This window comes from Roseibium sp. AS2 (assembly GCF_038900065.1).
Classification (GTDB): Bacteria; Pseudomonadota; Alphaproteobacteria; order Rhizobiales; family Stappiaceae; genus Roseibium.
In genome coordinates, this window is the sequence record NZ_JBBMQN010000004.1 from 185,188 (window position 1) to 208,251 (window position 23,064).

At 61.5% G+C, this 23,064-nt stretch carries 20 protein-coding genes and 1 pseudogene; 6 read left to right on the forward strand and 15 right to left on the reverse strand.

Annotation, left to right across the window (positions count from 1 at the left end):
• The first annotated feature begins 44 nt into the window (after positions 1–44).
• Positions 45–1,484: a pilus assembly protein gene (locus WNZ15_RS12845; protein WP_342893380.1), complete on the forward strand. Its 1,440-nt coding sequence runs from the start codon at positions 45–47 to the stop codon at positions 1,482–1,484.
• Positions 1,485–1,542: 58 nt separating this feature from the next.
• Here the strand turns inward: WNZ15_RS12845 and acs are convergent, their stop codons facing one another.
• The 12 genes from acs to WNZ15_RS12905 form a co-directional block, all read right to left on the reverse strand.
• Positions 1,543–3,480 (reverse strand): acetate--CoA ligase, encoded by a 1,938-nt coding sequence (acs, locus tag WNZ15_RS12850; RefSeq protein WP_342893381.1) that lies wholly within the window; start codon positions 3,478–3,480, stop codon positions 1,543–1,545.
• A gap of 181 nt (positions 3,481–3,661) precedes the next feature.
• A complete protein-coding gene (locus WNZ15_RS12855; RefSeq protein WP_342893382.1) occupies positions 3,662–4,060 on the reverse strand; it encodes a DUF1761 domain-containing protein in 399 nt (132 codons plus the stop codon).
• Between the two features lie 52 nt (positions 4,061–4,112).
• Complete coding sequence (locus WNZ15_RS12860) at positions 4,113–4,823, reverse strand: hypothetical protein (protein WP_342893383.1); 711 nt, start codon at positions 4,821–4,823, stop codon at positions 4,113–4,115.
• A gap of 32 nt (positions 4,824–4,855) precedes the next feature.
• Complete coding sequence (ureG, locus tag WNZ15_RS12865) at positions 4,856–5,473, reverse strand: urease accessory protein UreG (RefSeq protein WP_342893384.1); 618 nt, start codon at positions 5,471–5,473, stop codon at positions 4,856–4,858.
• Positions 5,470–6,258, reverse strand: a complete 789-nt coding sequence (locus WNZ15_RS12870) for an urease accessory protein UreF (protein WP_342893385.1) — start codon at positions 6,256–6,258, stop codon at positions 5,470–5,472. The genes ureG and WNZ15_RS12870 overlap by 4 nt, the downstream gene beginning before the upstream one ends.
• Positions 6,176–6,697 (reverse strand): urease accessory protein UreE, encoded by a 522-nt coding sequence (locus WNZ15_RS12875; protein ID WP_342893386.1) that lies wholly within the window; start codon positions 6,695–6,697, stop codon positions 6,176–6,178. The genes WNZ15_RS12870 and WNZ15_RS12875 overlap by 83 nt, the downstream gene beginning before the upstream one ends.
• Positions 6,697–7,299 (reverse strand): glutathione S-transferase family protein, encoded by a 603-nt coding sequence (locus WNZ15_RS12880; protein ID WP_342893387.1) that lies wholly within the window; start codon positions 7,297–7,299, stop codon positions 6,697–6,699. Before WNZ15_RS12880 ends, WNZ15_RS12875 begins: the two co-directional genes overlap by 1 nt.
• Positions 7,300–7,331: 32 nt before the next feature.
• Positions 7,332–9,044 (reverse strand): urease subunit alpha, encoded by a 1,713-nt coding sequence (gene ureC / locus WNZ15_RS12885; protein WP_342893388.1) that lies wholly within the window; start codon positions 9,042–9,044, stop codon positions 7,332–7,334.
• Between the two features lie 36 nt (positions 9,045–9,080).
• The gene (locus WNZ15_RS12890) at positions 9,081–9,500 is read right to left on the reverse strand and encodes a lysozyme inhibitor LprI family protein (protein ID WP_342893389.1); all 420 of its coding nucleotides are present in this window, start codon (positions 9,498–9,500) and stop codon (positions 9,081–9,083) included.
• 17 nt (positions 9,501–9,517) lie between these two features.
• Positions 9,518–9,823, reverse strand: a complete 306-nt coding sequence (locus tag WNZ15_RS12895; RefSeq protein ID WP_342893390.1) for an urease subunit beta — start codon at positions 9,821–9,823, stop codon at positions 9,518–9,520.
• A gap of 33 nt (positions 9,824–9,856) precedes the next feature.
• Positions 9,857–10,159, reverse strand: a complete 303-nt coding sequence (locus tag WNZ15_RS12900) for an urease subunit gamma (protein ID WP_094073039.1) — start codon at positions 10,157–10,159, stop codon at positions 9,857–9,859.
• Positions 10,160–10,177: 18 nt separating this feature from the next.
• On the reverse strand, positions 10,178–11,032 hold the full coding sequence (locus WNZ15_RS12905; RefSeq protein WP_342893391.1) for an urease accessory protein UreD: 855 nt from the start codon (positions 11,030–11,032) through the stop codon (positions 10,178–10,180).
• A gap of 469 nt (positions 11,033–11,501) precedes the next feature.
• Here WNZ15_RS12905 and WNZ15_RS12910 point away from each other — a divergent pair, with 469 nt between their 5' ends.
• The 3 genes from WNZ15_RS12910 (at position 11,502) to WNZ15_RS12920 (ending at position 15,131) form a co-directional block, all read left to right on the forward strand.
• Positions 11,502–12,923, forward strand: coding sequence for a D-alanyl-D-alanine carboxypeptidase family protein (locus tag WNZ15_RS12910; protein WP_342893392.1), 1,422 nt, complete (start codon positions 11,502–11,504; stop codon positions 12,921–12,923).
• Positions 12,924–13,107: 184 nt separating this feature from the next.
• Positions 13,108–13,452, forward strand: coding sequence for a hypothetical protein (locus WNZ15_RS12915; protein ID WP_342893393.1), 345 nt, complete (start codon positions 13,108–13,110; stop codon positions 13,450–13,452).
• A 407-nt stretch (positions 13,453–13,859) separates the two neighbouring features.
• On the forward strand, positions 13,860–15,131 hold the full coding sequence (locus WNZ15_RS12920) for a GTP-binding protein (RefSeq protein WP_342893394.1): 1,272 nt from the start codon (positions 13,860–13,862) through the stop codon (positions 15,129–15,131).
• A gap of 323 nt (positions 15,132–15,454) precedes the next feature.
• Here WNZ15_RS12920 and WNZ15_RS12925 read toward each other — a convergent pair whose 3' ends face one another.
• Both WNZ15_RS12925 and WNZ15_RS12930 read right to left on the reverse strand, forming a co-directional pair.
• Positions 15,455–16,975, reverse strand: coding sequence for a hypothetical protein (locus tag WNZ15_RS12925; protein ID WP_342893395.1), 1,521 nt, complete (start codon positions 16,973–16,975; stop codon positions 15,455–15,457).
• 445 nt (positions 16,976–17,420) lie between these two features.
• Positions 17,421–17,939 (reverse strand): annotated as a pseudogene (locus WNZ15_RS12930) (acyl-CoA thioesterase II); the annotation flags it as partial.
• Between the two features lie 312 nt (positions 17,940–18,251).
• On the opposite strand from WNZ15_RS12930, the gene WNZ15_RS12935 reads away from it, so the two are divergent.
• Together WNZ15_RS12935 and WNZ15_RS12940 are read left to right on the forward strand one after the other, a co-directional pair.
• Complete coding sequence (locus WNZ15_RS12935; RefSeq protein ID WP_342893396.1) at positions 18,252–19,997, forward strand: sigma-54-dependent Fis family transcriptional regulator; 1,746 nt, start codon at positions 18,252–18,254, stop codon at positions 19,995–19,997.
• Positions 19,998–20,156: 159 nt separating this feature from the next.
• On the forward strand, positions 20,157–21,956 hold the full coding sequence (locus WNZ15_RS12940; protein WP_342893397.1) for an NAD(P)/FAD-dependent oxidoreductase: 1,800 nt from the start codon (positions 20,157–20,159) through the stop codon (positions 21,954–21,956).
• 185 nt (positions 21,957–22,141) lie between these two features.
• Here the strand turns inward: WNZ15_RS12940 and tesB are convergent, their stop codons facing one another.
• Positions 22,142–23,008, reverse strand: a complete 867-nt coding sequence (tesB, locus tag WNZ15_RS12945) for an acyl-CoA thioesterase II (protein ID WP_342893398.1) — start codon at positions 23,006–23,008, stop codon at positions 22,142–22,144.
• Between the last annotated feature and the right edge of the window lie 56 nt (positions 23,009–23,064).

Consider the following 23,064-nt stretch of genomic DNA (forward strand, 5'->3'; position numbering starts at 1 on the left):
GGTACTTTTGTCGGGTAGGATCCGCCGCATCTCAAGAGGCAGCTATGCGGTATTTTCAGCGTAAGATTTTCCAGACCCTGGCAACCAGATTCATTGGCGACCGCAAGGCGTCGATCCTGCCCCTGTTCGGCCTGATGGTGATCCTGATGCTGGTCATCTCCGGGGCGGCATTCGATGTTTCCCGGAGCATCAACGCGCGTGAGAAACTCTCTTATGCGCTCGACGCCGCGGCCCTCTCCCTGGCCACGGACCTGTCGACGTCGGTGATGACGGACGCTCAGATCAAGGAGGCCCTCACGAAGTCATTCAGGGCGAACCTGGCCGACACGGAGTTCCTTGAAGAAGCCATCGAGAACCTGGATTTCATCGTCGACAGCAACAACGGGACCGTGACGGTCTCCGCTTCGGCGACGCTCCAGAACTATTTCATCGACATGGGTGGCTACATGAAGGAGAGCCTCGGTCCGGCGTTCTTCGCCTTCGGAACGAGCGCCCAGGTTGCCTATTCGCGGTTCGACGTGGAGCTGGCCCTTGTGGTCGATGTTACCGGGTCCATGAGGAGTGACATGGACACGCTGCGGGAGGCCTCGGAAAGCCTCGTGGACATCCTGATCCCGGAAGAAACGCAGGAGGAGGACGTCAAGGTCCGCATTTCCCTGGTGCCGTATAGCCAGGGCGTGAACCTGGGGACCTATGCCGACAAGGTCAAGGGCGACGCCTATGGTTATGCCGATGGCAGCGAATGTGTCACCGAACGCGTTGATTATGACGATGGTACCGATCTTTACGAGGTCAAATACACCGACCAGCCCTACGATTATTACGATGAAACCGATCCGCCGCCCATGAATGTCTTTTACGGCGGTGCCAGCTGGAGCTGCTCGTCGGATTCCGAAATGATCCCGCTGACATCCGATCGGGAAGAGCTGATCGACGCCATCGAGGCGCTGGACGACAATGGCGGCACCGCCGGGCAGACCGGTATCACCTGGGGGTGGAACAGCCTGTCACCCAACTACAAGGACGTCTGGCCTGCGGACAGCGCTCCGGAAGCCTATGACAATGAAGACGTTCTGAAATTCGCGGTCATCATGACCGACGGTGACAACAACCGGTACTACGAGATTGACGAAACGACCCAGTGGGAAGAAACCTGCACGACAAAAATCAAGAAAAACGGTAAGACAAAGGAAGTCTGCACCTGGGAAGAGGTTGTGGCCTATGTGTGGGATGAGGAAGGCGAAGGGGTTTATTACGACAACGAGTCCTCGACATCCTCCCGTGCACTTTGCGAGGGCATGAAGACTTCGGGAATCGAGATTTTCGGCGTCTATTTCGGCAACAACAACAGCTCCACCGGTGCAAAGAACATGGCGTCCTGCGCCAGCGACGGAAATTACTACCAGGCGACATCCTCCTCGGAGCTGATCAACGCCTTCAGCAACATCGCCAAGAAAATCCAGTCGATCTACCTGTCGAAATAGTCCGGGTAAGAAAAAGGCCCGTCGTGTCGACGGGCCTTCAGGTGTGTTGTCGAGCCGCTCAGGCGCGGTTCTGACGGTTGTCGATCAGGTCGTCGACCACGGCCGGATCGGCGAGAGTCGACGTGTCGCCGAGACTGTCGAAACTGTCTTCCGCGATCTTGCGCAGGATCCGGCGCATGATCTTGCCGGAGCGGGTCTTGGGCAGTCCCGGAGAGAACTGGATCAGGTCGGGAGACGCGATCGGACCGATTTCGGACCGGACGTGCTTGACCAGCTCCTTCTTGAGCTCGTCCGTGGGTTCCTCGCCCTCCATCAGCGTGACATAGGCATAGATGCCCTGCCCCTTGATGTCGTGCGGATAGCCGACGACCGCGGCTTCCGAGACCTTGGGATGAGCAACCAGGGCGCTCTCGACTTCGGCCGTGCCCATGCGGTGGCCCGACACGTTGATGACGTCGTCGACACGGCCGGTGATCCAGTAGTAGCCGTCCTCGTCGCGGCGGCAGCCGTCTCCGGTGAAATAAAGACCCTTGTAGGTGGCGAAATAGGTCTGCACGAAGCGTTCATGGTCGCCATAGACCGTGCGCATCTGGCCTGGCCAGCTGTCCTTGATCACCAGATTGCCTTCGGTCGCGCCTTCGAGGAAATTGCCTTCCGCGTCGACAATGGCCGGCTGGACGCCGAAGAACGGCCGCGTGGCCGAGCCCGGCTTGAGGTCGGTCGCGCCCGGAAGAGGCGTGATCAGGATGCCCCCGGTTTCGGTCTGCCACCAGGTGTCCACGATCGGGCAGCGGCCTTCGCCGACCACGTTGTAGTACCAGGTCCAGGCTTCCGGGTTGATCGGCTCGCCCACGGAACCAAGAAGACGCAGCGACTTGCGCGAGGTGCTGGTGACGGGATCGTCGCCCGCCCCCATCAGGGCGCGGATCGCGGTCGGCGCGGTGTAGAAGATGTTGACGTTGTGCTTGTCGCAGACTTCCCAGAACCGGCCGGGCCCGGGATATGTCGGAACGCCTTCGAACATCAAGGTTGTGGCACCATTGGCCAGCGGGCCGTAGACGATGTAGCTGTGGCCGGTCACCCAGCCGACATCGGCCGTGCACCAGTAGATGTCGCCCTCGTGATAGTCGAAGACATATTCGTGGGTCATGGATGCATAGACCAGGTAGCCGCCGGTCGTGTGCATGACGCCTTTCGGGCTGCCCGTCGAACCTGAGGTGTAAAGAATGAACAGCGGATCTTCCGCGTTCATTTCCACCGGGGCGCAATGATCGGACACCCGGTCGGCCTCGTCGTGGTACCAGACGTCCCGTCCCTCCTGCATGGGAACGTCGCCGCCGGTGCGCTTGACGACGATCACGCTCTTGACCGGGGCCTTTTCGATGGCCTTGTCGACATTGACCTTCAGCGGAACCTTGCGGCCGCCGCGCAGACCTTCGTCGGCGGTGATCACGCATTCCGACTTGCAGTCGCCGATGCGCTGGGCAAGGCTGTCCGGTGAAAAGCCGCCGAAAACGATGGAATGAACCGCGCCGACGCGGGCGCAGGCCAGCATCGCGTAGGCAGCCTCGGGGATCATCGGCAGGTAGAGCGTTACGCGGTCACCCTTCTTGACGCCCTGCGCGTGCAGCACGTTCGCGAACTTGTTCACCTCGTGGTGAAGTTCCTTGTAGGTGATGACCTTGTGTTCGCCCGGATCGTCACCTTCCCAGATGATGGCCGGCTGGTCTCCGCGTTTTTCCAGATGCCGGTCGACGCAGTTGGCGGAGACATTGAGCGTGCCGTCCTCGAACCATTTGATCGCGACATTGTGGTAGTCGTAGGACGTGTTCTTGACCTTGGAGTAAGGCTTGATCCAGTCGAGGCGCTTGCCGTGCTCCCCCCAGAAGCCCTCCGGGTCTTCCACGGATCTCTGATACATTTCCTGATATTTGGCGTTGTCGACATGCGCCCGTGCGGCAACCTCCGCGGGAACGGGAAAAACGGAATCGGACATTGAAAACCTCCCAGAAACAACAATAAGGCCCGCGAGTGGCGCTCCGCGCAATCCCCGCAGCCTGTTTTGCCGGGGGCCATTATGCGTATGCCCCCCTGCAGCGTCCAGATCCTAACATTAGTCCTTTAGTCGCCGAGTCCTTGGTCTAATGCGTTCAAATACGTAGATATTTGCGCTTCGGTCAGCTCAGCAAACCGATCAGAACCCCCTGGACCAGAAGAACGCCGAGCCAGTGCCCGCCATCGATCAAGGTCAGGCTCCAGGGCTTGCCCTGGAAGCGGTGATTGACGATCTGCGTGGTCATGACGATGCCGATCCAGATCATCAGGGCCGAGATGATCCCGGCGCGCAGTCCACTGCTGCCGCTGTGGTAGATGATGCCGGCAAAGACGAAGGCCATCACCAGCTGGCAGAAAAAGGCGATCCCCAGGGTGATCGGATCCGGCCTGGTCTGCGCCGCCGTCAACGCGGCCGCCTTCATCCATGGCTTGCCGAGGACGCCGTACCAAAGCGACCCGAAGACAAAAGATCCGATTGCAGCGGCCGCTACCGCGATCAGATTCACACCGTCGAACATCATGATCCACCCTCCGTATTTTCCGGGAACAGCGTGGCCGGGTGGAGCGCAAAGATCAAGCGGCGGTCTTGATCCAGACGCTCAGGCGGCCGCATGTCTGGAAGCCGAGCTGGCCGTAGACGGGCAACAGGCCGTCATCGGCTTCATACGCGCAGACAGGTCTGTGCGCATAGGGGGCGAGCAGTCCGTGCAGGGCGCTGTAGCGCCAGTTCCTGCGGCAGAACAGGTTGGACAGGCCGACCACGTCCTTGCCGTCCAGCCGGGGCCCCGACGAGAACACGGCCCCTGCCCTGATGGCATCTTCCTTCATGATGGCGGCGAAATCTATTGTTGCCGATGCCAGCAGCCTTGGGGAAAAGACCGCCTGAAGCTGTTCGTTGCCGTTCCAGCCCACGGCCCATTTCTTCAAGGCATCGGGATGGGTGATCTTGTGCCAGTCCGGCTGTATCGGCGCTTTTCTCGCTGTCTGGGCCGGCCGGAACAGCCAGGTGCCGGAAAAGAGCTTCCGAAAGCCGAGCGGTCCAAGGCCGAGAGTGTCAAAGCTGTCCTTTACCGTCGCCTCTTTCGGCAAGGCCGCCAGCGCCTGCTTGAAGCCCGCGCCCGGGGCCTCCGACAAGGTGACGATGTTGGGATGGAGCGGCAGCAGACGGTCTTCCGCTTGCCAGAAACCCGGATGGAATCCGGTCTTCGCCCCGGCTGCCTTGAGAACCGCATCGCACCAGATCGCATTGTTGTGCGCGCAGATGCCCTGATTGCCAGCACTCATTCAAAACAACTTTTCAATGGAAGGGGTCACCCCTATGCGTTCAACCCGCCCTTGTGAACAATGAAGTCTACCACAGACTGAAGCCCTTCGCCCGCCCTGGTGTTGGCGAAGACAAATGGCCGGTCCTTGCGCATTTTCTTCGCGTCCCGGTCCATCACGCTCAGATCGGCGCCGACATGCGGGGCCAGGTCCGTCTTGTTGATGATGAGAAGATCGGACCGGGTGATGCCGGGGCCGCCCTTTCGCGGGATTTCCTCGCCGGCGGCGACATCGATGACATAGAGCGTCAGGTCGGCGAGTTCCGGCGAAAAGGTTGCTGCCAGATTGTCGCCGCCCGACTCGATCAGGATCAGGTCCAGATCCGGGATCGCGCGGGTGAGGTCCGCGATGGCGGCCAGATTGATGGAGGCATCCTCGCGGATCGCCGTGTGCGGACATCCGCCGGTCTCGACGCCGCGAATGCGGTCGCTGGTCAGGGCCTGGGAGCGCATCAGCGCCTCGGCATCCTCGCTGGTGTAGATGTCGTTGGTGATGACCGCGATCGACCAGGTGTCGCGCATGGCCTTGCACAGGCGGTCGGTCAGGGTGGTCTTGCCGGATCCGACCGGACCGCCGATGCCGACGCGCAAGGGGCCGTTTTGGGAATTCATGAGCGAAACAGCCTCGAATACTGGGTTTCATGCGCCATTGACGCGATGTCCGCAAGGAATGTGGAGGTGCCGAGATCGTTGAGACCGGAGGCAGCTGCCTCTTCGGCAACGTCGAAGATGACCGGCTCGATGCGTACCAGGACGGTCTGGCTTTCGGTCTGTCCGAGCGGCACGGTACGCATCGCCGCGGAGACGATGTTGGCGGAAAAGGCGTGGAGCCAGGCGATCAGGGCCGCATCGTCGGGAATGTCATGGGCCGCGCAGGCAAGACCCACGGCAACGGGATAGGGCCAGGGATCGTCGTCCGCCGCGAGGATTTCGCGGCACAGGTCCGCGGCGCGGGTCGACCGGCCGGGCAGCCAGCTTCTCGCGATCGCGCCGGCAAAGGCGGTTCCCTGGGCACTTGTTTCCAGATGACGTTCTTTCGACGGCTGCAACGCCAGACCCAGCGCGCGCAGCTCCGCCAGGGCCTCTGCATCGCCGCCGGAAGCGGCTCTCATGGATTCCTTCAGCAGGATGGCATCGCTGCGACCGGCACCGAAGCGCAGCACGTCTTCCAGCCACGGGATCAGCTCGGCGGCGCTGGTGACGTCACCCCGGTCGACCGCCTGCTCCAGCCCGTGGCTGTAGGTGAAGGCACCGACCGGAAAGGCGGGCGACAGGAACGTCTGCAGCCGGTAGAGCGCGGACAGCGACAGGCTTTCAGTCATGGCTGTGCCCGTCATGCCCATGCCCGTGCCCGTGATTGTGTTGGTGATCGTGGGAATGCCCATGCTCGTGGCCATGGGTGCGCCCGTGGCCATAGGCGCCGCCTTCCGGATCGAAGGGGGCCGATACGGGCGTCGGTTTTCCGCCGAGCTTTGCCACCATGTCCTCGATGACATGGTCGCGGCGGATGCGGAGCTTGTCGCCCATCAGTTGCGTCGGCAGGTGCCGGTTGCCGAGATGCCAGGCGATCCTGACCAGATGCGCCGTGTTGTCGGCCTCAATCTCGACCAGGTCTTCCGGCTCGGCGAGGATTTCGACAATCCGGCCGTCTTCCAGTTCGACACCGTCGCCGTGATGGAGATGAACGGCCTGGGGCTCATCCAGCAGGAAGGTGAGCCCGGAAGCGCCGGTCAGCACCGCCCGCCGGCGATACCGGTCGTCCAGGTCGAGCGTGATCCGATCGGCCGGTGCGCCGGACCAGCCGCCCGCGGAATGGATTTTCCGGACGCGGATCATCAGGCGGCTTCCGCCTTCTGTTTCATGGCCTTGAACCCGGGCCGTTCGCGCAGGCGCTTGAAATAGTCATGGACCGGACCTTCCTTGGGCAGGTCAAATTTGGCGACAAAGGCCCAGCCGGAACAGTGGCCGATGATGATGTCGGCAATGGTGAAGGTGTCGCCCATGACGTAAGGCCCGTCACCGAGCCGTGTTTCCAGGCTCTTCAGTCCCTGGGCGAATTCGAACCGGCACGCTTCCTTGACCGCCGGTGCGCGCAGGCCCTCCGGCAGAACGAAACTGTGCTTGGCGGAGGTCCACAGGGCGCCTTCCAGCACATCGACGCCGAACTGGGTGAAACTGTCCTGCCGGGCGCGCTCCAGCGTGCCCGCCGGAAAGGTGAACCTGCCGTGCTTGTCGGCGATATAGGTGCAGATCGCGACCGATTCGGTGATGGCGGTGCCATCCTCGATCAGGATCGGAACCTTGCCGTCCGGCGTCAGGTCGCGAACCGTTTCGGACTGCGGCGGCGCCGGGTCGATCTCGTAGGCCTCGCCCAGTTCTTCCAGGAGCCACATCACCCGCATCGCGCGGGTGCGCGGAAATCCGACGATCTTGTACATGTCCTGCTCCGTGTTTCAGTTTTGCGCGGAGCTTAGAACAGGAAATAGCGCTGCGCCATGGGCAGGACCTCGGCGGGTTCGCAGGTCAGCAATTCGCCGTTGGCGCGGACCTCATAGGTCTCCGGATGGACCTCGATGTCCGGGGTGGCATCGTTGAGCACCATGGATTTCTTGGAGATGCCGCCGCGGGTGTTCCTGACCGGCAGGACCAGGCTGTCGAGGCCAGCCTTGTCCTTGACCCCGTTGGTGTAGGCTGCCTGGGAGACGAAGGTCACGCGGCTCTGGGTCATGGCCTTGCCGAAGGCGCCGAACATCGGCCGGTAGTGGACCGGCTGAGGTGTGGGGATGGAGGCATTGGGATCGCCCATGGGCGCGGCGGCGATGGTGCCGAGCTTGATGACCATGTCCGGCTTGACGCCGAAGAATTTCGGGTCCCACAACACCAGGTCGGCGAGCTTGCCGACCTCGACCGAGCCGATGTGCTCGTCGAGACCGTGGGCGATTGCCGGATTGATGGTGATCTTGGACATGTAGCGCTTGACGCGGAAATTGTCGTTCTCGCCGGCCTCTTCCGAAAGGCGGCCGCGCTGGACCTTCATCTTGTGCGCCGTCTGCAGCGTGCGGATGATGACCTCGCCGACCCGGCCCATGGCCTGGCTGTCGGAAGCGATGATCGAGAAGGCTCCCATGTCGTGCAGGATGTCTTCCGCGGCGATGGTCTCCTTGCGGATGCGGCTTTCCGCGAAGGCGACGTCCTCGGGAATGGACTTGTCCAGGTGATGGCAGACCATGAGCATGTCGAGATGCTCTTCCAGCGTGTTGACGGTGTAGGGCCGGGTCGGATTGGTCGAGGACGGCAGCACGTTGAGCTCGCCGCAGACCTTGATGATGTCCGGCGCATGGCCGCCGCCGGCGCCTTCCGTATGGAAGGCGTGAATGGTGCGGTTCCTGAAGGCGGCCGTGGTGTTTTCCACGAAGCCGCTCTCGTTGAGCGTGTCGGTATGGATCATCACCTGGACGTCGTATTCGTCGGCAACGGAGAGGCAGGTGTCGATCGCGGCGGGCGTGGTGCCCCAGTCCTCGTGCAGCTTCAGGGCCGAGGCACCGGCCAGGATCTGTTCCTCCAGCGCGGCCGGCAGCGAGGCGTTGCCCTTGCCGGCAAAGGCCAGGTTCATCGGGAAACTGTCGGCGGCCTGCAGCATCCGGGTGATGTGCCAGGGCCCGGGCGTGCAGGTGGTGGCGTTCGTGCCGGTGGCCGGGCCGGTGCCGCCGCCGAGCATGGTGGTGACGCCGGACATCAGCGCTTCGTCGATCTGCTGCGGGCAGATGAAATGGATGTGCACATCCAGCGCGCCGGCGGTCAGGATGCGGCCCTCGCCGGCGATCACTTCGGTGCCGGGTCCGACAACGATTTCGACGCCGGGCTGGATATCCGGATTGCCGGCCTTGCCGATTCCGGTGATGCGGCCATCCTTCAGGCCGACATCGGCCTTGACGATGCCCCAGTGGTCGACAATCAGCACATTGGTGATCACGGTGTCGACTGCCCCGGCGGAGCGGGGGGCCTGCGACTGGCCCATGCCGTCGCGTATCACCTTGCCGCCGCCGAATTTCACCTCATCGCCATGGGTGGTGAAATCCTTCTCCACCTCGATCACGAGATCGGTGTCGGCGAGGCGCAGCCTGTCGCCGGTGGTTGGTCCGAACATGTCCGCATAGGCGGCGCGAGGCATCTTAAAGGACATTTTTAGTCTCCAATCGGCGATCAGAAATCCGGTCGATCAATTTGAATAGTCCTCAACCGTGGCGGTGAGGTCGTCGGTGCGTTTGACCGTCAGCACGATCAGGCAATTGCGGTAGGCGTCGCTGCCGCCGGGGCCACCCATGAAGGGAAAGGCGTAGGCCTTGCAGTCCTTGCCGGCATAGGTCTCCCAGGCGGCCTGGGCTTCCTTCAGCGCGGCGGGCGCCCCCTTGAGGGCAGTGGGCAAGGCGGCATCCAGTTCACTCACCCGTGCGGCCAGAAGCTCATAGGCTTCCCGCATTTTCGTGCCGGCATCTTCCAGGGCCTTGTCGGCGCAATAGCTGCGCTGGCTGTCATCGAGCGGATATCCGCAGTCGATGTTCTCCTGCGCCCGGGCGCCGGTGAAGGTGACCGCGGCCAGAACGGTCAGAACGGCCAGAAGGGGAAGTGCTCGGATCATCATCTTCTCCGGTGCGCTCAGAGCGCACCCATGATCTTCTGATTGAACCCGTAGACCGTGCGGTCGCCCTGATAGGGGACAAGGGTTACCGAGCGGGTCTGGCCGGGTTCGAACCGCACAGCCGTTCCGGCCGGGATGTCCAGACGCATGCCGCGTGTCTTCTCGCGGTCGAAGGACAGGCCCTCGTTGGTCTCGTAAAAATGATAGTGGCTGCCGACCTGGATGGGCCGGTCACCGGTGTTGGCCACATCGACAGTGACCGTCTCAAGACCGGCGTTCAGTTCGATGTCGCCTTCGGCCGGGAACAGTTCTCCGGGGATCATGGTCGTCTCCTTCGGGTAAATCAGCGGCGGGTGTCAGCGGATCGGTTCGTGCACGGTGACGAGCTTGGTGCCGTCCGGAAAGGTGGCCTCCACCTGGACGTCGTGGATCATCTCGGCAATGCCTTCCATGACCTGGTCGCGGGTGAGCACATTGGCGCCGGCGGCCATCAGGTCGGCGACACTGCGGCCGTCGCGCGCGCCCTCGACGACAAAATCCGTGATCAGGGCGATCGCTTCGGGATGGTTCAGCTTCACGCCGCGCTCCAGGCGGCGGCGCGCAACCATCGCCGCCATGGAAATCAGCAGCTTGTCCTTCTCGCGGGGGGTCAGGTTCATGAAGTATGCTCCTTCAAATCAGCAATGCCAGACACGCGGCAGTTCCATGCCGCGGTATCCGGTCAGAAAGGTTGTCAGGGCGCTGCGTAGACCGCGCCCATCTTCGGACACAAACCGTGCGATCAGCAACCCGTTCCATGCACTGGCCGCGGCCTGCACGCCTGCGCCGGTCCGATCGGCAAGCAGGTTCCTGGCCCGGTCAAGGCGGTCTTCGGCGTCCAGGGCGCAATCGACCAGCGTGGCGACGGCGACACCGCCCTTTGCCGTTGCCCGACCGCGCAGGCAGAGGGCGGGATCGCCTTTAAGGCGAATGTCGTCGGCAAAGACAAGCCTGCCGTCGCGGCGAAGGCGCCAAGTGTCGGTGAACAGCACCGATCCGACCCGTTCACCCATGGCGGCGCGGCCGACCACCACGGATTCCAGCATCAGCAGCCGGGCGTCGCCCGTCAGGTCCGCGTGCAACTGGCGCTTCAGACGGGAGGCGTCGAAGAGGATGGTTTCCTGGGGCAGCCACTCGACGTCCGCGCCGGCTTCCAGGCAAAAGCGGCCGGTCACCCGCGCCGAGCCGGCGTTGCTGCGATAGGCCCGTTCCGCTGTCTGGCTGGTCACGATTGCGCGTGTCCCAGCGGCTGCATTGACGGCGAAGGACACTCTGTCGCCGCCGGTCAGGCCGCCGGCCGTATTGATCAGGACGGCGGTCACCGGGGTGTCATAGACCTTTGGAAGCCTGATCTTGGCGGATCCGCTCTGATAGAGGTCGGCGAGCCGCGTCCGGCCTCCGGCGGCCTTGAAGCCGATGCGTGCCTCGGCCCTCACACGCTGCATCGCGTGCGGGCTCACCTCGAAGTCCGATGCCTTTGCAGCATCCAGCATGATCGATCCGCCTCCCGGGCCGCCGGCCTCGTGTTTTTATCAATGGGCGCTGCCGCCAGGTTCTCCCGGTGCCGTCCGGACTGCGGCCGGCAGAGCGCCGACGGCAATTCAAGCAAGAGCCGGGCCAGAAACGGGGGCCGCAGCAGACCCTCCTTGTCCGGGAGCGAAACTCTCACTTTATCAACGGCCAAGGAACGTCGCGATTGCAGTTTGCATAAAATTTCAGCAACTGGTGAAAAAAGCGGCTCTGGACAGAAAGCACGAAAGGGTTGCCATTGAGTCTCTCGCGGGGTCATCTGGAGGCAGCCAAGATGCCCGAACACCTTAATGGATCGATCAACTTTTCGGATTATCAATCGATTTCGATTGAAAACCCGTTGATCTGGGCCGCATGTTCCGGTTTTTTAGGGAACATCGGTCGCTGTGCTGCGATTTCGGGTCCTGACGGGATGACAAGCGAGGAATTTCTGTGACTGGAAGCCAGATTGGCCGCCTGACCTCTGTCCTCGTGACAATGCTCGCTCTCGTCCTGCTGCTGCCGGTGGCGCGGGCGCAGGCGGACATCGGCGCCTATGTGCTCGTCGACGCCAAGTCGGGCGCGGTGATCGAGGAAAACAACGCGACCCGCCAATGGTACCCCGCGTCGCTGACCAAGATGATGACCGCCTATGTCACCTTCAAGGCCATTCGCGCAGGTCACATCACGCTCAATTCCGCCGTGGTCCAGTCGAAGAATTCCCTGTCCGAGCCGCCCAGCAAGATGGGTTTCAAGGTCGGCACGCGCTTTACCGTCGACACGGCGCTGAAGATCATCCTGATCAAGTCCGCGAACGACGTTGCCGTTGCGCTGGGCGAAGCCGTCGCCGGGTCCGAAGCCGGGTTCATCGCCATGATGAACGCCGAAGCCGCCCGGCTGGGCATGAGCGGCAGCCGGTTCACCAATCCGCACGGTCTGCCGGACAACCGCCAGGTGACGACCGCCCGCGACATGGCCATCCTGGCCATGGCCTTGCGGCGCGATTTTCCCGAAGCCCGCGAATTCTACAAGCATCCCGGCATCCGCTTCGGCAAGAAGGCCCTGCGCTCGGCCAACCGCGAGTTCCTGCTGCGCGTGCCCGGCGCCAATGGCATGAAAACCGGCTACATCTGCAATTCCGGCTATAATGTCTCGGCCTCGGTGACCCGGGGCGGGCGCACGCTGATCGCGATCATTCTGGGGGCCGGCTCCGGCCTGGAACGCACGGCCTTTGCGCGGCAACTGTTCGATGAAGGCTTCCGAAAGCGGGGCGGCAGGAACATCAAGAGCCTGACCGGCGTTTCGGCCGGGCCGCCCGCCGACGGCTATTGCCGGCGCAACAGGAGCCCGGGCGCGAAGGGTTACATGGCCCGGTTCGACATGGAAAACGAGAAGCAGGGCGGGTTCCTGTTCTTCAAGGCCAACCGGGAAGACGTCAAGGTCGACGAAGCGGGCTTCACGCTTGCCAACGGCAAGCCGGACTGGGCCAAGATCCTCGACCGGACCCTGGGACCGCGCCGTCTCGCCTATCGTCCGCTGCAGGTCGGTCTGGGCAAGCCGGACGCCGCGCCGGCCACCGTCGGCAGCGCCGCGGTCGCCGTGGCAATTCCGGCCGAGGACATTCCCCTGCCGGCGGCCAATCCCGTTCGGCGCGCGCAAATCCAGATCCGCCAGAAGCTTCAGACAACAGCGGCGGCCAATGTCGCCGGGGCCGCCGTTGCCGGAGCCAGTGTCGCGGGGGGCATACCGCAGGCGGAGGTGGCCCGGCCGGGAGCGGCCACGGACACGGCGCAGGCCGTTGCGCCGGGCTCGATTTTCCGCAAGGGGCTGGATTTTACCGTGCCGGTTCCCGCCCCGAGCCCGCGCAGGCAGTGATCCCGATCCCGCAGGTTCCAGTCGAAGCTTATCGGTTGTATTAACCATTTATTTACGCTGCTCCTTAACAGTGTCGTAAGCATTTCTCTGAAAAAGCCGTGGCCCGACCAGAAAATGCCATGACACCCGCAGGGTCATTTCGGGTACAGAACGTGCCGAAACACACAACGCGTGAGATCGCCCCATGATGGAACCGAGATCCACAGCCACTATCCGGGCCCTTGCCAGCCTGGCCGAGCTGTCCGCCAACCAGCTGGAAGACGGGGCGTCCGTCGAAGAGGTGATCGCAACCCTTCGCAAGGCCGCCGAGGCCGTCAAACTGGTGGTCGATGCGGATGAACAGGATCCGGACGAGGCCGACGCCGACGAAGAAGCGTTCGGCGACGAGGCCGAGGTGGTCCAGGACCTGACGCCGATGGACCTGAGCGGAAACGATGTCGACGGCAAGATCGTCGCGCTGGCGGGCCCCGACGTGGCTGCCGAAAAGGACAGCGACAAGGACGACGAAGCGGTGCTGAACGCCGGATAGGCGGGGTCATCGCCTCGGGCCGTTGATGCACACCAAGGCCGTCATCCCGGACAAGTGCAGCAAAACTGCGCGCTGACCCGGGACCCAGCGGATCAGCGCGAGCGACGCGAGCACCTAACCCCTTCAAGTGATTGATCTCATTTATTTTGACGCGCCCGAGGCGCGGCATGTGCGCTGAATTGCGGGTCAGCATGCAGCGAAGCTGCACTTGCCCGGGATGACAGATCGAGAGGGTGTCACCAAACCGGGCAGTCTCCCCACCTGTCCCGATCCGGGGATGCACGGACTGGTTCAGACCATCACGGCAGGCTTGGCCAGATTGCGCTGCCGGTGCTTTCTGCCTATGTGTCTGCAGGCAACCTGCGTGCCGCCGTCCGTGCGGGCGCGGACCACCTGGAGAATATCTCATGGCCTCGCCGTCGCCGTCTTCGCAGCAGCAGCAAAAGGGACCCAAGCCCCCGATCCCCCTGTCGGTCCTGACCGGCTTCCTGGGGTCCGGCAAGACCACCCTGCTCAACCGGATCCTGAAGGATCCCGCCATGGCGGACACGGCGGTGATCATCAACGAATTCGGCGAGATCGGTCTCGATCACCTGTTTGTCGACCAGGCCGGCGACGGCATCGTCGAACTGGCTTCGGGCTGCCTGTGCTGCACCATCCGGGGCGATCTGGTGACCACCCTGGAAAACCTGCTGCGCCGCCTCGACAACGGCCGCATGGACAAGCTCAACCGGGTGGTCATCGAAACCACGGGTCTGGCCGACCCGGCCCCCATCCTGCACACGGTCATGCTGCACCCCTACCTGGTGATGCGCTACCGGCTGGACAGCGTGATCACGCTGGTCGACGCGGTCAACGGGTTGTCGACGCTGGACAACCACGAGGAAGCCCGCAAGCAGGCCGCCGTCGCCGACCGGCTGGTGTTCACCAAGACGGATCTCTTGAGCTCGGAAGACGCACAGGCCGGGTTCAAAGGCCTCAAGAACCGGCTCCGGGAGCTCAATCCCGGTGCACGGCGGCTGGATGCGCAGTCCGGCGAGGCCACCGTGGCCCAGCTGTTCAATGCGGGCCTCTACGATCCCGCCAGCAAGATCCCGGACGTGGCCGCCTGGCTGAATGCCGAAGCCTATGAGGACCCGCACGGGCATCACCATGATCATGGCCACTCGGACGCTCATGGACACGGGGACGGGCATGCCCACAAGCACAGTCATGATCACAGCCATGAGCACGGGCAGAGCCATGATCACGGGCATTCCCATGGCCACGATCATGCGCATGACGTGAACCGGCACAGCGATGCGATCCGGGCGTTCACCCTGTCGACGGACCGGCCGATCCCCGCCTCGGCGCTGGAAATGTTTCTGGATCTGCTGCGCTCGGCGCACGGGCCCAAGCTGCTCCGGGTCAAGGGCATCGTGCAGATCGCCGAGGATCCCGACCGTCCGGTGGTCATTCACGGCGTCCAGCACGTCTTCCATCCGCCCGCGACCCTGGACGCTTGGCCGGACGACGATCACCGCACGCGCATCGTGTTCATCACCAAGGACCTGCCGGAAGGCTTCGTGCGCAAGATGTTCGAGGCCTTTTCAGGCGCCCTCCTGCCCGACACGCCGGACCACCAGGCGCTGACAGATAACCCGCTGGCGGTGTCGGGGTTTACGAATTCGGTGCGGTGAGGGGTGGTGTGAGAGGGTTTGGGCGCGTGGTGGTGACTGGATGAGGTTGTCTGTTTGCGGGCGCTGATTGGGTTCAGCTGACATTCGTCGGCCCTAAATGTGTTAGCGCTCCTGACACATATTGGTTATTACATTCGAAATGCAGTGGATTGTGGCCGCAGCCCCTCCAGTTATCCGTGCCCAACGAATCATGAATTGGCTTATGCCTGCGGAATATGCAGGTTGTTGGCCTTGCAGATGCTGTTCAGTTAGCAACGGCACTTCACTCAACTCTGAATAGCTTTTAGAAGGAGCAAATTTTAACAGTCCTATGGTCCAAGCTATTACAAGTTCAGGTATTTTTTCGATGCGATACATCCAATCAGGACAAAAGGGGAGGTGGATTGATTTGTGAAGTAGATGCGAATGCAGCGATCAGGGGATGTTGCATTGCTCACCTTTAGGTGCAACTCAAAATCACGGCTCTGACCAGCAACGGAAAACTGAAATAGTCCAGAGGCTTTCTTTGTTTCAGATTCACCGCTGCAATCTACGTTTTTATCCTTCATCCAATTTACTACCGTGTTCCCCAGGCTTCCTTTTTCTTGCAACTCCTCGGTTAAAGAGCGGAGTGCAAGAAGGTAGAGATACAGCTTCTGGGGAGGTCCGGCAGTAGGAATGATTGAGTCGAGTTGATCCGCAAGGTCATCTGGGAACGCAATGGATGCGCCAGAATTTTTGCGAAAGAACTCCACAGCTTCCTTAACCGTTTGAAATTCTGGGGTTTCATCTCGCTCATCAAGATCGGCAGAATGTTCTACCAATACTCCGCTGTTCGCGACCATCAGTGCTTGAAGGTTCTCTTCGGCGGTGCGTTTCTCCTGCTGAAGCAGCGCTAGTTTTCTCCTGAGTTCGTCCGCCTCTCTTGCGTATGATTCCGCCAAACTCTGGTAGTCTTTGTTGTCTTCGTGCTCCTGACGCGCCTGTCTGTAGCCAACCTCCAAGCTGTGGGCTTCTACGTCCTCAAACTCCTTTGGAGAGGGTATGTAGCAAGATGCCTCAAACACGCTCCTTAGAATGAGGTCCGATGCATAAATTTTTGGGTTTCGCGAGTGTTCAATTCGGGCGTGGAGCCGATCTGCCATCCATAGTGGATGCTTCTTCGGATGTGAGGAAAGAACTGTTCTCGGCCAAAAAACGCGTATCGCACCGTTGAAGCAGGACCAATCTCTCCCAAGATTTTCCGTCATCTTCCAGGATACATCTTCGTCAATCGTCACCACATGGCAAACGCCAGCGCCTCTCTCTGCCATGGTTTGTGAGAGTCCGGGTATTAGCTGTGAGCCAAAGTCCCTCGAGACAACAATCAGTGGCAGTTGCCTCTCGTCAGCAAGCAAAAGCCTTTCGAACTGAAGGTACGATACTTCATCCACCTCAAACGCCGACGAAAACACACGATCTATTCCGCGTGCGTGTCTCCATGAGATATCCTTGGACAGGATGCTCTTAAGAAAACCTGGAGCGGAGATCGTGATATTTGGACGCATAAAATTACCGGTGGCATCTATGGCCCGAATTTCGCATAAGAGATACGTTTTGTTTTCGAAGAGAAGGGCCTTTGCGACCATTTCAATGGCAGCCTGTCCCGTCGATTGCTTGGACACTATTGCATATGAACTCCAGCTGTCTTGACCGCCGACCTTCTCCTCAAAGTCCGCCTGTCCGCCGAACTTGCGATTTTGCCATACGCCGTCCTCTAAGATGTACTTCTCGTCGCGCCATCTTTGGACTTCATCAAAAACAAGCGAGTATGCTTCTTCTGGCTGATCAGCGGTCGTAAGCTGAAATCTCGCTACAGTTCTCATGCTACCCTCCGACTAAAACTGAGTTGTGAAATGTCATATCCAAATAGTTTGTCTGCATCAGTTCTAGAGTAGGTGTGTTTGAGGTTAGTGCAACTTTTTTGCCACCCACAAGGGTGTCTGCTGATCAAGGATATTCAGGGCGCTTAGATACTCAATGAATGTCTGACGGCTTTTGGTCGAGCACGGCGCTCGATGTGGCTTACAACAGCTGCTTTGCATTGATAGTTTTCTGCGCAATTTGGTTATTCGTGCATAACGCAGCAAACCACCACTTCCCGCCGACAACAGCCTTACGGAAACCTCGCCATGAGGGTAGCATTTCAGGTCGAGCCGAGATCTGCGAGCAATCGAAAAAGGCGCGCAAACTCGCCATTCCTCACCCTGCGGTCCATCTGCTCACGAGTGCAGCAAGTTGCAAAGGCGTATCGTCTCCGGGGATGCCTCCTCACCCTTCCCTGCGCAACCTTATCAACCCCTCCTGCGCCGTCGACGCAATCAGCACACCATCCCTTGTGAACAGCGACCCCCGGTTCATGCCGCGTGAGCCGGATGACGACGTGCTGTCGGTGGCGTAGAGGAGCCAGTCGTCGGCGCGGAAGGGGCGGTGGAACCACATGGCGTGGTCGAGGCTGGCGGCCTGGATCTTCGGGTTGAACACCGATGTGCCGTGGGGAAACAGGGACGTGTCCAGCAAGGTCATGTCGGAGGCATAGGCGAGCACGCAGTGGTGGATGCGTTCGTCGTCGGGCAATGGACCGGTGGCGCGGACCCAGACATATTGCTGCGGTGGCAGCGGCTTGTTCGAGAAATAGTGGGTCATGTCGACCGGACGCATCTCGATCGGCCGTTCCCGCTACCAGTATTTGCAGATGTTTTCCGGTGCCATCGACAGGAACCGGTCCTTCAGCTCCTGTTCGCTGGGCAGGTCGTCCGGCGACGGCACGTCCGGCATGGTGCTCTGGTGCCCGACACGCCGGACCACCAGGCCTTGAGCGACAACCCGCTGGCGGTGTCGGGGTTCACCAGTCCGGTGCGGTAGGGGGGTGGGGACGGGCGTGCGTGGGTCGGGGCGGACTGGCAATTTACGTCACGCTGGGTACCTAAGCGGACATTCGCTGGAAAGTGGACTGCTGCAGGTTTCGACCCCATTCCGACGACCTTTGGTAAGCGTGCGAACGACCCCATTTTCTCGCAGTGACCATGCCAATCAAGGTCGGATGGCGCTGATCCGGTCAACGCGCTATCCTGACTGCTGGGCAACGTTTGGGAGGACGCGATGCTTGATCTCGAACATGTCGACGAAATCGACCGTGTGCTGCGCGGGGTGGAAACCGGGCGCGACAGTCTTGTCGCGGAGAGCTGGAGGCGTTGTGTTCAGAGCTATGGCATGGATCCCTCGCGGCCGGACCCCGCCCATGTCGTTACCGAGTCCGAGCTGCGCGCACACCGCGAGCAGTCGGAAAGACTCATAGCCACGGCCCGCTCGGGTCTCCAAACGCTTTTTCAACAGGTCGCGGGACAGAACTATGTGTTGCTCCTCGCCGATGCAAAGGGTGTTTGCGTCGATTTCTTCGGCGATCCTCGTTTCGAGGACCACTTGCGTCAGGCCGGACTTTATCTCGGTTCGAACTGGACCGAGGACTTGGCCGGCACTTGCGGTGTCGGGTCCTGCATTGTCACCGGGAAAGCCGTCACCATCCACCAGGGTGATCACTTCGGGCTCGCGCATATACCGTTGTCCTGCACAGCGGCGCCGATCTTCGACACCAAGGGTGAGTTGTCTGCGGTGCTCGATATTTCGCTCTTGCGCTCGCCTTCGCCGAAACCCTCGCAGTATCTTGCGATGGGGTTGGTGACCGCCTCGGCACGGCGGGTCGAGATGGCCAACTTGATGGCGACGACCCGGCGAGAATGGGTACTTCGTTTCTCGACCAACCCCGAGTTTCTGGAAGTTGATCCCGAAGCCGCTGTGGCGCTCGACGGCTCGGGCCGAATCGTCGGCATGACATCGGGGGCGCGAACGGCGCTGGATCCCGAAGTGGGCGGCGGCCTGATCGGCTCGCGGATCGACGATTGGCTGGAATTGTCGATGGACAACCTGCCGGACCTCATGCGTGGACGGCCGACCGAAGAGCGGGTGTTGCGGCTGAAGGACGGGCGCTGCCTGTTCGGCCATGCCATAGCGCCTCAGACCCCGCTGACGATCTCCGCGCTCAGGCAGCGTGAACCGGCCCTGCCTGGAGCACTTGGCAGCTTTGCCGGGGGGGATCCGGCGCTGAGGGGTCTTCTGGAGCAGGCTGCGCGTCTGGCGCCAACGCAGGTGCCGCTGCTGATCACCGGCGAGACCGGCACCGGAAAGGAGAGACTGGCCCGTGCCATCCATGTGACCGGTCCCAAGGACCGCAGCTTTCACGCCATTCGCTGCACCGGACCAGGCGCAGTCGAGTTGCTTGCCGATGCGACGCCCGGAACATTGTTTCTGCGTGGAATCGAAGACATGCCGCCGGACGGGCAATCCGCCCTGCTGACGATGCTCGACGGGCGGACCGATCTTCGCATCGTGGCCTCCTGCCGCTGTACGGCCTTTGAACTGTCGCGCATTCTCCGCGACGACCTGTTCTATCGCGTCGCGGGCAACACCCTGGCATTGCCGCCGCTGCGCCTCCGTGCCGACCTGGACTGGCTCATCGACCGTCTGCTTCGCTGGCGCTGCACTGCAAATATACGCTTGTCCTCCGCAGCCAGGGCCGATCTGAAATCGCGCGTTTGGCCCGGGAATATTCGGGAACTGGAGCAGGTTCTGGACGTCGCCGTTGCGATGTCCGAAGGATTGGTCATTGACCTGCCGGACCTGCCCGTTGCGCCGAAGCGGGCCGAGCCAGAACCGGACGGTATCGACGAACTGGAAGCGTTGCTGGCGGCCTGCGGCTGGAATATGGCGCAGGCGGCGCGGCGGTTGGGCGTAAACCGTTCGACCATGCTTCGGCGCATCCGGAAGGCGGGCCTTACGCCACCGGCTTGACGCAACACGGCCGTTGCGCGGCCGTTGCAGGCGCAACGGCCGCGCGATGTGTATTCACAATTACCCTGCGTCAGGACCAGATGCCGTTGCTTGCCAGCGCGTCCGCTTGATAGTCGTGGTGCCGGAGGACCAACACCAAAAACGAAAAGGGAGGAGCACATGCTCGATACGACTGTTGCCGGCCGGACTCAGGCTTTTTTGGACGGTTTCGGCGCCGCGCTGACTCAAAATGACATTGCCAAAGCGCGGGATATGTTTCTGGACGATTGTTATTGGCGCGACCTTGTGACGTTCACATGGAACTTCAAGACGATTGAGGGCAAGGACCAGGTCGAGGACATGCTGAAGCACCAACTGGCCACGACCAGGCCCAGCAACTGGCAACTGGCCGAGGGCGAGATTCCCACCGAAGATGATGGCGTCACTACCGCATGGATCCAGTTCGAGACTGAAATGGCGCAGGGCTATGGTCTTGTGCGATTGAAGGACGGCAAGATCTGGACCCTGCTGACCACGATGGTCGAGTTAAAGGGGCATGAGGAGCCGGCAGGCTTCATGCGCCCGCTCGGCGCCAGGCACGGAGCCGGGAAGAACCGCGAAACCTGGAAGGAAGAACGTGAACGCGAGGCTGCGGAGCTTGGCTACAAAACCCAGCCTTACTGTCTGATCATTGGCGGCGGTCAGGGCGGCATCGCGCTCGGCGCCCGCTTGCGCCAACTCGGCGTGCCGACAATCATCGTCGAGCGCAACGACCGGCCCGGTGACAGTTGGCGCAAGCGATACAAGTCACTCTGCCTGCACGACCCGGTCTGGTACGACCATTTGCCTTACATCAAGTTCCCCGAGAACTGGCCGGTATTTGCCCCAAAGGACAAGATTGGTGACTGGCTGGAAATGTACACCAAGGTAATGGAGCTGAACTACTGGAGCCGCACAACTGCCAAGTCCGCCAGCTTCGACGAGAAGACGGGGGAATGGACTGTCGTGGTGGATCGCGACGGCGAAGAGGTGGTGCTGCGTCCCAAGCAACTTGTCATGGCGACCGGCATGTCCGGCAAGAAGCGGATGCCCGACTTCCCCGGCATGGTCAGGTTCAAGGGTGTGCAGCAGCATTCGTCGGAACACGACGGGCCGGACAAATGGACCGGCAAAAAGGTGGTCGTCATCGGCTCCAACAATTCGGCCCATGACATCTGCGCCGCGCTTTGGGAACACGACGCGGACGTGACCATGGTGCAGCGGTCTTCCACACACATCGTGCGATCGGACACGCTGATGGAGATCGGACTGGGTGCGCTCTACTCCGAGGAAGCGGTCCGCAATGGTGTGACGACAGAAAAGGCCGATCTGATCTTCGCCTCACTGCCCTATCGGATTCTGCACGAGTTCCAGATCCCGGCCTATGCGCAGATGAAAGAACGCGATGCTGCATTCTACGATGGGTTGGAAAAGGCTGGTTTCTGGCTCGACTGGGGGGATGACGAGTCCGGCCTGTTCATGAAATACCTGCGCCGCGGTTCGGGCTATTACATTGACGTGGGCGCGAGCCAGCTCATCATCGACGGCGAGATTAAGCTCAAGCGTGGCCAGGTCGTCTCGCTCGACGAGACCGGGGTCAGTCTTGACGACGGCAGTCATCTCGACGCCGATCTCATTGTCTACGCCACCGGCTATAATTCGATGAACGGCTGGGTGGCGGACCTGATGGGTCAGGAGACGGCGGATACCCTTGGCAAATGCTGGGGCCTCGGCTCAGATACCACCAAGGATCCAGGGCCCTGGGAAGGCGAACAGCGCAACATGTGGAAGCCGACGCAGGTGCCGAACCTCTGGATGCATGGTGGCAACCTGCACCAGTCGCGCCATTACTCGCAGTTCCTGTCGCTGCAGATCAAGGCGCGGATGGAGGGTATCCCGACACCCGTGTACAGACTGCAGGAGGTCCACCACCTGAGCTGACCAATCGGATCGAGTCCAGGTTTTTGAGGCCGGGCACGCTCCTTCACTGCCTTCGGTGAACCAGCGTGCCCGATCATTCGATACTGCAATGTCGTATTGCGGAATGAAGCTGACATTTGTTGCCAAGCGACCGATCTCCCAACTGGTGCGCCGAGTCGCGTCGGATCTCCCGTGCGTCCTAACCCTCACCCCTCCTTCCGCAACCTAATCAACCCCTCCTGCGCCGTCGACGCAATCAGCACACCATCCCTCGTAAACAACGATCCCCGGTTCATGCCGCGCGAGCCGGAGGAGGAGGTGCTGTCGGTGGCGTAGAGGAGCCAGTCGTCGGCGCGGAAGGGGCGGTGGAACCACATGGCGTGGTCGAGGCTGGCGGCCTGGATCTTCGGGTTGAACACCGAGGTGCCGTGCGGGAACAGGGACGTGTCCAGCAAGGTCATGTCCGAGGAATAGGCCAGCACGCACTGATGGATGCGCTCGTCGTCCGGCAAGGGACCGGTGGCCCGCACCCAGACATATTGCTGCGGCGGCAGCGGCTTGGTGCTGAAATAATGGGTCATGTCGACCGGCCGCATCTCGATCGGCCGTTCCCGCTCCCAGTATTTGCGGATGTTTTCCGGTGCCATCGACAGGAACCGGTCCTTCAGCTCCTGTTCGCTGGGCAGGTCGTCCGGCGACGGCACGTCCGGCATGGCGCTCTGGTGCTCAAGGCCGTCTTCGCGCAGCTGGAACGACGCGGACATGGAAAAGATCGCCTCGCCATGCTGGATCGCGACCACGCGCCGCGTGGTGAAGCTGCCGCCGTCGCGGATGCGGTCGACCTCGTAGATGATCGGAACCGCCGGGTCGCCGGGTCTGAGAAAATAGCCGTGCAGCGAATGGACATGCCGGTCCTCGACAACGGTGCGGGAGGCGGCCACAAGGGCCTGGCCGATCACCTGGCCGCCGAACACGCGCTGCCAGCCGACCTGGGGGCTGCGACCACGGAACAGGTTGCGTTCCAGCGGTTCCAGGTCAAGAATCCCGAGGAGGTTGTCAATGGCCGTGTTCATCGGCGTGATCCCTGTTAAAGCGTTATACGGTCAAATGGTTCAATTCGAGCGCAAAG